General features: G+C 35.6%; 7 protein-coding genes and 1 rRNA gene. 5 read left to right on the top strand and 3 right to left on the bottom strand.

Going from position 1 to position 10,989, the window contains the following annotated elements:
* Positions 1 to 85: ribosomal RNA gene (gene rrf, locus WFZ85_RS12690) — 5S ribosomal RNA — on the top strand; the annotation flags it as partial.
* Between the two features lie 378 nt (positions 86 to 463).
* On the opposite strand, the gene WFZ85_RS12685 is transcribed toward rrf, so the two are convergent.
* From WFZ85_RS12685 to WFZ85_RS12675, 3 genes are read right to left on the bottom strand one after another with little or no spacing between them, the layout of a single operon-like run.
* Entirely contained in the window at positions 464 to 1,105 is a 642-nt protein-coding gene (locus WFZ85_RS12685; protein WP_342696673.1) for an endonuclease III domain-containing protein, read from the bottom strand.
* Between the two features lie 10 nt (positions 1,106 to 1,115).
* Positions 1,116 to 1,751 (bottom strand): hypothetical protein, encoded by a 636-nt coding sequence (locus WFZ85_RS12680; protein WP_342696672.1) that lies wholly within the window; start codon positions 1,749 to 1,751, stop codon positions 1,116 to 1,118.
* A 30-nt stretch (positions 1,752 to 1,781) separates the two neighbouring features.
* Positions 1,782 to 2,645 (bottom strand): alpha/beta fold hydrolase, encoded by an 864-nt coding sequence (locus tag WFZ85_RS12675; protein WP_342696671.1) that lies wholly within the window; start codon positions 2,643 to 2,645, stop codon positions 1,782 to 1,784.
* Positions 2,646 to 2,719: 74 nt separating this feature from the next.
* On the opposite strand from WFZ85_RS12675, the gene WFZ85_RS12670 reads away from it, so the two are divergent.
* From WFZ85_RS12670 to WFZ85_RS12655, 4 genes are all read left to right on the top strand, one after another.
* Entirely contained in the window at positions 2,720 to 4,657 is a 1,938-nt protein-coding gene (locus WFZ85_RS12670; RefSeq protein WP_342696670.1) for an alpha-1,4-glucan--maltose-1-phosphate maltosyltransferase, read from the top strand.
* 18 nt (positions 4,658 to 4,675) lie between these two features.
* Positions 4,676 to 6,298 carry a maltokinase N-terminal cap-like domain-containing protein gene (locus tag WFZ85_RS12665; RefSeq protein WP_342696669.1) on the top strand — a complete coding sequence of 541 codons (1,623 nt, stop codon included), beginning with the start codon at positions 4,676 to 4,678 and terminating at the stop codon, positions 6,296 to 6,298.
* A gap of 200 nt (positions 6,299 to 6,498) precedes the next feature.
* On the top strand, positions 6,499 to 8,403 hold the full coding sequence (gene glgB, locus WFZ85_RS12660; protein WP_342696668.1) for a 1,4-alpha-glucan branching protein GlgB: 1,905 nt from the start codon (positions 6,499 to 6,501) through the stop codon (positions 8,401 to 8,403).
* A 181-nt stretch (positions 8,404 to 8,584) separates the two neighbouring features.
* Positions 8,585 to 10,984: a glycoside hydrolase family 31 protein gene (locus WFZ85_RS12655; RefSeq protein WP_342696667.1), complete on the top strand. Its 2,400-nt coding sequence runs from the start codon at positions 8,585 to 8,587 to the stop codon at positions 10,982 to 10,984.
* Positions 10,985 to 10,989 lie beyond the last annotated feature (5 nt).

The raw sequence follows: 10,989 nt of genomic DNA, 5'->3' as shown, positions 1-10,989 counted from the left end.
ACCTCTTCCCATTCCGAACAGAGAAGTTAAGTCCGACTGCGCAGATGGTACTGCAATTTTGTGGGAGAGTATGTCACTGCCTTTTTTTGAAAGTCCTCATCATTTAGTTGATGGGGACTTTTTGTTTTTAGTGCTTTAACTTATTTGAGGTGGTACATAAACTCTTCACGGATGGTCTAACACTCAGCCCGGATACTTCAACACTTTTCTCGGACGATTCAACACTCAGCCAGGATACTTAAACACTCATCCTGCATGCTTCAACACTTTGTCCGCATGCTTCAACACTTTGTCCGCATGCTCCAACACTCTGTCCGCATCCTCCAACACTTGTCCTATATGCTTCAACACTCTTGACATATGCTCCAACACTGTTCGCAGATGGTTCTACACTCTTCTTTGGTGGTTTTTTATTTTTAATAAAAAAAGAGTTTTTGGTGGGAAACTCTTGTGGATTTATTTACTAGTTACTTGAATTATATTGGCAATGATTATTTATTGGACAACTTTCGCATTTTGGATTGGTTGGTCGGCAGATTTCTCTTCCTAGAAAGGAAATAGCCATTCCTATTTCGTCCCAAATATTTTTTGGAAGTATTTGCGTCAATTGTTTTTCGACTTTGTTTCCGTCTTTAGATTCATTGCAAAGACCAATTCTTGGAGCTACTCTAATTACATGCAAATCTGCAATAATACCTTCTGCTGGGCTATTTGTTTCTCTGATTATCACATTGGCTGATTTTCTTCCTATACCTTTGAGTGCTGTTAGTTTCTCCATTGTTAGTGGAATATTTTCGTTGGATTGAATTGTTTGCGCTATTTCAATAATCCAATTTGCTTTTGTTCCAAAATTTCTAACTTTAGAAATATGAGGAATTAGTGCTTCGACGTTTGACACTGCTAAGGATTCCATGTTTGGATATACTTCAAATAATGTAGGTGCAATTTTGTTGATATTTGCATCGGAGTCTTGAGCATAGAGTATGACCATTATCATTAATTGATAGGTGTTTTTGTATTCTAAGGGATGCTTTTTTCCTTTATACTTTTCTATTAATGGTTTTAATTTTTCTGACCAATTATCGTTGGGTTCAAATAAATTCATGATAGATAAATTATTGGTTTGGTATAGTTGGTATTCCTTGAATTAATTCGTTTAAACTGAAATGATAATTGACTAAAACGCCTTTATGTTCGCCATTTATTATATCACCAATTCCGGTGGCACGTTTGAATTTTCTATAGTTGGTTGTATCGTTTAAGCGAATTTTTTTAAGGTCAATTATGTTTTGATGAAAATATAAATCGGTATTTTGATTATTTATGCAATTTCTATTTTTTAGACACCAAACTATATAAAGGTCTGTCTTTTCCTTTTCATAAATTTCAAAGTATCTTTCTAAATCGCTTAGATTTAGCGCAATAGTTTCAGAGGGTTTCAGATTACTATTTGGTAATAGCTTTTCAACTGACATAAATGTTCGAGATTGCACTTTGATTTCGATGTAACAAACGGGTTTATCAATTGAGGTTTTAGAAATTATTTCAATATCAGGATAACCGTTTTTTTTAGTTTTGAATGCAAATAGATTTGGGTTTGACTTATTAATTTGTTTTATAACCTGTTCTTCGATTGCTTCAGAGAAATTTACATCTTTTTCAAAATCATATACACCGATAGACTTTCCGTCGCAGCGCGTTTGGCAGCTGCTACAATCGTAAATATTCGGTGCTAATTGAATATGTGACATTGTATTAATTTGTATCTAAATTACTTAAAATTAGTTAGAAATAAACTCTTTAATACTTTCAATTACTTTAGTATCACCCAAGATTTTTCGGTGACCTAATCCTTCAGTAATCATTATCGTGCTATTTTTTAGGTATTTATGAATGTTGTGTGCTGCTTTTAGAGCTACATCATCGTCATCTTTATCGTGAATAATTAGAACAGGAATGGTTACTGATTTTGCTGAAAAACTAGCGGAATAGTTCTCCATTGGTTCATTATATTTCTTTTCAAAATGATTTTTTAGTAGTAGGCCGATCTTCGGTTTCAGTTGTAGTTTTTGAATAAAATCATCGATAACATCTTGAATAATATCGCCACTTCCAATTATTATAGCTTTTTTGACATTTAAATTTTGTTTTATTGCGTTTAAAATAGACATTCCTCCAAGTGAATGACCAATGGCAAATTCGAAAGGCCCAAATTGTTTTTCGATTTCTATGATTGAAGCAATGAATTCGGTCATGATAGTGGTTTTTCCATCGGATTTTCCATGTGCTGGTGCATCGAAACTTATAATGGCATAGCCCAATTCTAGCATTTTATCAGCTATTTTCACCATTTGCGTTCCTCTGCCAGACCAACCATGTACCATTAAAATTTTCTTCTCATTATTACCGTATTCATAAATATTTATCTTTTTATTTATTGAAGGAACAAAAAGTATGGTTTGCTTACTTTTTTGCACCATGTGTATTTCTCGCTTTGGAATTTTGTGTTTTATTGGTCTTACAAATAATTTTGCTGCAAAAAGCATCGCTAATTTTGGTGAAATTGCTTCTAAAAATTTAGCAGTAATTAGAATCGGTTTCGGAATTTGCAATGATTGAGTTGGTATTGCTACTTTTTTTGTCATTTCAATAAATTTTACTGCAATTTATAACTTATTATATTTTTTTCTAACTTACAACTCATTAAAATCAGTATAAAATGCAAAATCAAACTCGAATTATAATCGAAAATGTGCAACCTCAATTAGACGGTGGTGCCTTTTTTATCAAAAGAATTGTTGGCGAAAAAGTAATAGTTACTGCAAATGTTTTTGCCGATGGTCATGATGTTGTAGCAACTTGTGTGAAATTCAAACACGAAAAAGACAAAAAATGGCAAGAAGTGAGAATGACGGAAATGGGTAATGATGAATGGACAGCCACTTTTAAAGTTGAAAAGCAAGGTCATTATTCCTATTTTGTTGAAGCTTGGGTTGATTATGCTTTGAATTGGCAACACGGAACCGAACGTAAAATTCAAGATAATCAACATGTGAAATCGGAACTTTTAGAAGGTGCCGAATATTGTCAGGCGATTTTAAAAGAAGCTTCAAAGGAGGAAAAAGCCTATTTGACGAAGGCGATTAAAGCTTTTCAAGACGAAAAATTATATAATGATGCCATTCCGATTGCTTTGTCGGCTGAGTTGCATCATATTTTTTATAACTATCCAACGCGAACCTTGGCCAATACTTCGGCTGAACTGAAAGTTTATGTGGATAGAAAAAAAGCATTGTTTAGCACTTGGTATGAATTTTTTCCACGTTCGGCATCGCAAGAAGGCAAGCACGGAACATTTAAAGATTGTGAAAAATTGCTGCCTCGAGTTGCTGCTATGGGATTTGATACTTTATATTTCCCACCAATTCATCCCATTGGAGAAGTTAATCGAAAAGGGAAAAACAATGCTACCAATGCTCAAAAAGGAGATGTTGGCTCGCCTTGGGGAATTGGTTCAAAACACGGCGGACACAAAGCAACGCATCCAGAACTGGGGACAATCGATGATTTCAAATCATTAGTAAAAGAAGCAAAAAAACTCGGAATTGAAGTGGCGATGGATTATGCTTTGCAAGCTGCGCCCGATCATCCGTATGTAAACCATTTTCCACAATGGTTTAAATGGCGACCTGACGGAACGGTTCAATATGCTGAAAATCCACCAAAAAAATACCAAGATATTCAGCCGATATATTTTGAAAGTGGCGATTGGAAAAATCTTTGGAAAGAACTTTTGGAGGTTGCTTTATTTTGGGTAGAAGAATGTGATATTAAAGTTTTTAGAGTGGATAATCCGCATACCAAACCATTTTATTTTTGGGGTTGGTTGATTGCCGAAGTGAAGAAAAAACATCCTGATGTTTTGTTTTTAGCCGAAGCTTTCACGCGACCAAAAATTATGCATGAATTGGCAAAACAAGGATTTACCCAATCCTATACTTATTTTACATGGCGAAATACTAAAGCCGAACTAATTGAATATCTTACTGAATTAACTAAAACGGAACAAAAAGAATTCTTCCGACCAAACTTTTGGCCAAATACACCAGACATTCTTCCGTATGCCTTACAAAGCGGAATGGAAAGTGTTTACCTGCACAAATATTTCTTGGCAGCAACGCTAAGTTCCAGCGTAGGAATTTATGGTCCAGCCTATGAATACATGGTTTCAGCTGCTATGCCGGGAAAAGAAGAATATTTCAATTCTGAAAAATATGAAGTCTATCATTGGGACTGGAAGGTTCAAAACAAATTGATAACCTTGATTACTCGATTGAACAAAATCCGTCACGAACAACCGTCATTGCAGCAAACCAATAACATTCAGTTTTGCAATACTGATAACGAACAAGTTATTGCGTACTACAAATTTGACGACGATAGAACCGATGAAACCTTGATGATTTGTAACATCGATCCGTATTATCCAAAGCAAACTTGGGTTCAATTACCGTTGCAATCCCTAGGAATTCAACCAGGACAAACGATAAATGTAGTCGATTTAATCACAGGAAATAGTTATTATTGGGACAAAGAATGGAATTTTGTTGAACTTCAACCTGCGTTACCATTCCATTTGTTTAAAATTTTTAAATAGTATAAATCCATAATTAACATGGAAAATTTAAATCAGGAAACTTTTACTACTCCTTTTGTTTTTAAAACAGATTGGAAAAACGCGCTTGAAGATGATGAGTTCATTAAAGTCTTTTCTTCGGATATTTTAGAGAATTATATCATCAATAAACGCTGGTATGGTGGAAAAGCGAGTACGTTAAAATACATCGAAGTCGTTGATCATTTTAAAATTACCTCAAAGAAAAATACCTATTACGGTGTTCTTTTGGAAGTTAATTTTAAAGAAGCTTTCTACCAACATTATTTTATGCCATTGGCTTTCATGGCGGAAGAAGAATTGGATACTAATACTATTATTGCTCCCATTCAGTTAGGAAATCAAAAAGGATATTTAGTCGATGCATTGCATCAGGAAGATTTTAGAAAATTATTGTTTGATAATATCGTTCAAGCAAAAGAAAATCCTGAATTGAAATTAGTCTTTCATAAAGGTTCCAAATTTGATGACAAAGAATATAAGTCATCCAAATTCATGGGCTTGGAGCAAAGCAATACGTCTATAATTTACAACGATGCTTTTGTGTTGAAGATCTTCCGACGTATTTATGTGAGCACTAATCCTGATTATGAAATCAGTCGATTTTTAACGGAACGAATGCATTTTAAAAGTTCGCCTGCTTATACCGGAAGTATTAATTTGGCTTTGCCCGAAGGAAATATTACACTGGGATTGATGCAAGAATTGGTTCCTAATCAAGGTGATGCGTGGAAGTTTATGCTAGAAGAAATCGATGGTGTTTTCATGAATTTGAAGACAAAGAAGATAAAAATTGACAAATTACCCGATATTCCGTTGTTCAAGCGAATGAAAATCAACGAAATTCCGCCAGAAATTATTGATTGGGTTGGATTGAGTTTGTTTCTTCGATTGCAAACATTAGCCAAGCGAACCGCCGAAATGCACATTGCCCTTGGTGGCGACATTCATGATACGGCTTTTACACCAACAACTTACAATGGCGATTATACGGTTTGGTTGAAAAACCGAATGCTCTATCAGTTTCAAAATCGATTGAATATTATTGAGAACAGTTTGCACAAACTCGACGGATTGGCACTCGAATTGGCGCATCAGTTTATGGAAAATAAAAAAATCGTTCGTAAACATTTTGTCGATTTTGATTGGACAAAGATGAAATCCGAACGTATTCGAATTCATGGGGATTATCATTTGGGACAAATATTGGTTAATGGCGATGATTTCTATCTACTTGATTTTGAAGGTGAACCCGAAAGTACCATTCGCGATAGAAAAGTGAAACAACCGCCGTTGAAAGACGTTGCCGGACTTTTTCGCTCGTTTCATTATGCTATTTATGCCACGATTTTCAACAACAAAGACAAGTATCCGTTTGAGCAAGAGCAACTTTTTAAAGCTGCCGAAATACTGTTCAATTACTTTGTTGGTGCGTTTTTGGAAACCTATGTTGAGAAGGCACAATCGGGGAATTTGAACATTGGTTACAACCATGAGATTGATTTTTTATTGAAGTATTGCTTGATTGAAAAGGCAGTTTATGAGCTGGGTTATGAGTTGAACTCGCGACCACGTTGGGCGGTTATTCCTTTGCGGGGAATTCAGAGTATAATGGGGTATTAATTTTGGAGCGAGTCGTTTGGGCAAAGAATAAAACCGTTTTACCGCTTTTCGTTTCAATCTTTTATTAATTACCGGGTTTAAACCCGTGGCAATTAATAAAAGGATTTCCACTTCAATCGGGGCTAAAAAGGATTTGAATTGAATTAAAAAAATCAAGCCTGACAGGTTTTTAAAACCTGTCAGGTTTAAAAATAAAAAACATGAACCAAGTACAAGTACATTCGCTTTTCACTGATTTTGATATTGATTTATTCAAGGCGGGAAAGCATTTTAAATTATATGAAAAACTAGGCGCGCATTTGATGGAAGTGAATGGCGTGAAAGGTGTTTATTTTGCGGTTTGGGCACCAGCGGCACGATCGGTTTCGGTGGTGGGCGATTTTAATTATTGGATACAAGGCGAGCATTTGTTGAACGTTCGTTGGGATGGTTCGGGCATTTGGGAAGGTTTTATTCCTGGTGTGGATAAAGGCACGACGTATAAGTATAAAATCCAGTCGAACAACAACGGGATTATTACGGAGAAAGCTGATCCTTTTGCACTGTATTGTGAACATCCGCCGCAAACGGCTTCGGTTATTTGGGATTTGGACTATAAGTGGAAAGACAAAAAATGGATGGATAGCCGAAAGGACAAAAATGGTTTGGACAAGCCGTATTCGGTATATGAAGTGCATTTGGGTTCGTGGCGACGCAATAGTGAAGGGAAGTTCTTGACGTATTTGGAACTGGCTGATCAATTGGTTGACTATGTAAAAGAAACGGGTTTTACGCATGTGGAGTTTATGCCGGTGATGGAGTTTCCGTATGATCCGTCTTGGGGTTATCAGTTGGTGGGTTATTTTGCGCCAACGTCACGATTTGGAAAACCGCAAGATTTTATGGTTTTGGTGGATAAATTGCATCAAGCAGGAATTGGAGTGATTTTGGATTGGGTTCCGTCGCATTTTCCGGAAGATGCGCATGGTTTGGGCTTTTTTGATGGTTCAAATCTTTATGAACATCCAGACAGACGAAAAGGTTTTCACCCCGATTGGAAGAGTTTAGTGTTTAATTATGGACGCAATGAAGTACGTTCGTTCTTGATTAGTAATGCGATATTTTGGTTGCAGCAATACCATGTTGATGGGCTTCGAGTTGATGCTGTGGCTTCAATGTTATACTTGGATTATTCGAGAAAAGATGGCGAATGGGAACCGAATATTTATGGCGGAAGAGAAAACCTTGATACGATCAGTTTCTTGAAAGATTTTAATGAAGCGGTTTATACTAATTTCCCTGATGTGCAAACGATAGCGGAAGAAAGCACGAGTTTCCCGATGGTTTCGCGACCAACATTTTTGGGTGGTTTGGGCTTTGGTATGAAATGGATGATGGGTTGGATGCACGATACATTGCAATATTTTAAGAAAGAACCAATTTACAGACGTTTTCATCAAAATGATTTGACGTTTTCGATGACGTATGCGTTTACGGAGAACTTTATGTTGCCATTATCCCACGATGAAGTGGTTTATGGAAAACATTCTATTCTTGGTAGAATGCCTGGTGATGAATGGCAACGATTTGCGAATTTACGTTTGCTTTATGGTTATATGTTTACGCATCCTGGAGGAAAATTATTGTTTCAAGGTGCGGAATTCGGACAAAGCAGTGAGTGGAATTTTGAAGGAAGTTTGGATTGGCATTTGTTGCAATATGGTTATCACGACGGCATTAAAAAATGCATCACCGATTTGAATGCGTTATACAAAAACAATCCTGCGATGTATGAAAAACAATTCCATGTTGATGGTTTTGAATGGATAAATTATTCCGATGCTGAGAATGCGGTTTTAAGTTACATCAGAAAAGGAAATGACGAAAAAGAAAATATAATTGTGGTTTGTAATTTCACGCCAGTGGTAAGAACGAATTATAGAATTGGATTGACAACGAAAGGCAAATTAACCGAAGTTTTCAACTCGGATAAAGTGGAATATGGAGGAAGCGGTGTTGCTAACTCCAAAGCTATTAAGATTGACAAAACACCTTGGAACTGGAAAGACTATTCGGCAGAAATCACTTTGCCACCATTGGGCGTTGTGGCGTTTAGGATTTCATAATATTCTTTTTTTAGTAGCCACAAATTGCATCAATTTTCACAATTTAGTTTTGTGTATTGTGTAATTTGTGGTTACTATTTTTTATACCCATTCGCAAACGTTGTAGTTAAAAACAACTCGCACAAGTTGTTAATTTTTACGTTCCATCTTAGTATATTTGGCAACAATACATTAAAAAAATATGATTACAAACACTGAACTTGAGCATAAAGGCGATATTTATCCTGGTAAGATAGTTTCTTTTGAACAAGATGTTGACAGCATTTTTTTCTATACTGATAACAATATGATTTTGAAAGTGACTATACTTCGGGATAGTCTCATTCGTTTTAGATATACTACCAAAGGTTATTTTAGCAATGATTTTTCTTATGCTATTGATAAAACGCAATCGCATGGCTACAATCAGCTAGAAGTAGTGGAAGAACCTACTTTTTTTATGATAAAAACTAGCAAGGTTTTTTGTAAAATCAATAAAAAAGATGCGAAAGTGGGCATTTTTGATATTGATGGTTCACCGATTTTAGAAGATGAAAACGGATTTCATTGGGAAGAATGTTATGAACACGGTGGTAATATTGTAAAAATGAGTAAACATTCTAAAGATGGCGAAAGTTTTTATGGTCTTGGAGACAAGGCTTCTCACTTGAATTTAAAAGGAAAAAGAGTTGAAAACTGGGCAACTGACCAGTATGCTTTTCATAAAGACCAAGAACCTTTGTATAAAGTGGTTCCCTTTTATATAGGACTTCATCATAACAAAGCTTATGGTGTTTTCTTTGATAATACCTTTAGAACCTATTTTGACTTTTGTCATGAACGACGAAACATCACTAGTTTTTGGGCAGAAGGTGGCGAGATGAATTATTACTTTTTCTACGGACCAAAAATGAGCGATGTCGTTACTACTTATACCCATTTAACAGGAAAACCAGAATTACCACCGATGTGGACTTTAGGATATCATCAATGTAAATGGAGTTACTATCCCGAAAGTAAAGTAAAAGAAGTTACCAGTAAATTTAGAGAACTAAAGATTCCGTGTGATGCTATTTATTTAGACATAGATTATATGGAAGGTTTTAGATGTTTTACTTGGAGCAAAGAGTATTTTCCTGAACCCAAACGTATGGTTGCTGAGTTAGCCAAAGATGGTTTTAAAACGGTAGTAATCATCGACCCAGGAATAAAAATAGATAAAGATTATTGGGTTTATCAAGAAGCGTTAAAAAATGATTATTTCTGTAAACGTGCCGATGGACCGTATATGAAAGGAAAAGTTTGGCCAGGCGAATGTAATTTCCCTGATTATACTAATCCAGCAGTTAGAGAATGGTGGGCAGGATTATTTAAAGAATTAATTTCTGAAATAGGAGTTAAAGGCGTTTGGAATGATATGAACGAACCAGCTGTCATGGAAGTTCCAGGAAAAACCTTCCCTTATGATGTTCGTCATGATTATGATGGAAATCCTTGTAGTCATAGAAAAGCGCATAATATTTATGGGACTCAAATGGCGCGTGCTACTTATGAAGGTGTGAAGCGATTTGCTTACCCAAAACGACCCTTTATAATCACGCGTTCCGCCTATTCTGGTGCGCAGCGATATACTTCTTCTTGGACTGGCGATAATGTGGCGAGTTGGGAACATTTATGGATAGCTAATATTCAAATGCAACGAATGTCATTGTCAGGAATGGGTTTCACGGGCTCTGATATTGGCGGATTTGCAGAGCAACCATCAGGTGAATTATATGCACGTTGGATACAATTGGGTGTTTTCCATCCCTTTTGTAGAACGCATTCATCAGGTGATCACGGCGAACAAGAACCTTGGTCGTTTGGTAAAGAAGTAATCGATATCACGAGGAAGTTTGTTGAAATTAGATATCAACTATTGCCTTATTTGTATACTATGTTTTGGCAATATGTAAACGATGGAACGCCTATGTTGAAACCATTGGTTTATTTTGATCAAGATGATTTTCACACCCATTATAGAACTGACGAGTTTATTTTTGGAAACCAAATTTTGGTTTGTCCTATTTTGGAACCCAATGCTTTGGGAAGAAGAATGTATCTACCAAAAGGTAACTGGTATAATTACTGGACCAATGAATTAGTTGATGGAAAAAGAGAATTATGGGTGAGTACAAATTTTGATGAAATTCCGGTATTTATTAAAGAAGGTGCAATCATTCCGAAATATCCCGTGCAACAGTATGTGGGTGAATTACAATTTGATGAACTAACCTTGGATGTTTATTATAAATTAGGTAAAGAAAAATCTACCGTTTATGAAGATGCACAAGATGGATATGATTATAACAAAGGAAGATTTTCACTGCGAACATTTACATTGAATGGAAAAGAGAAAGAGCTTATAATTCAACAGCATAGGGAAGGAACCTTTGAAACATCGTATTCTAAATTCAAAATAAACTTAAAAGGTTTACCATTTAAAGTGAAAAAAATTGAATTGGATAACGAAAAAATTTCGTTGGATAAAGTTCTTTATGACGGAAATGGATCATTACTTTTAGATAAAGATTTTACGGAATTGCATTTATTTGGCGCTTAATTTTT

Origin of the sequence: Flavobacterium aureirubrum (genome assembly GCF_038739835.1) — a bacterium.
Taxonomy (GTDB): domain Bacteria; phylum Bacteroidota; class Bacteroidia; order Flavobacteriales; family Flavobacteriaceae; genus Flavobacterium; species Flavobacterium aureirubrum.
This window is presented reverse-complemented; position numbering and strand designations above follow the sequence as displayed.

Coding starts and splice junctions, on each gene's coding strand:
- WFZ85_RS12685 (WP_342696673.1), bottom strand. CDS start 1,105: ATGAATTTATTTGAACCCAACGATAATTGGTCAGAAAAATTAAAACCA.
- WFZ85_RS12680 (WP_342696672.1), bottom strand. CDS start 1,751: ATGTCACATATTCAATTAGCACCGAATATTTACGATTGTAGCAGCTGC.
- WFZ85_RS12675 (WP_342696671.1), bottom strand. CDS start 2,645: ATGACAAAAAAAGTAGCAATACCAACTCAATCATTGCAAATTCCGAAA.
- WFZ85_RS12670 (WP_342696670.1), top strand. CDS start 2,720: ATGCAAAATCAAACTCGAATTATAATCGAAAATGTGCAACCTCAATTA.
- WFZ85_RS12665 (WP_342696669.1), top strand. CDS start 4,676: ATGGAAAATTTAAATCAGGAAACTTTTACTACTCCTTTTGTTTTTAAA.
- glgB (WP_342696668.1), top strand. CDS start 6,499: ATGAACCAAGTACAAGTACATTCGCTTTTCACTGATTTTGATATTGAT.
- WFZ85_RS12655 (WP_342696667.1), top strand. CDS start 8,585: ATGATTACAAACACTGAACTTGAGCATAAAGGCGATATTTATCCTGGT.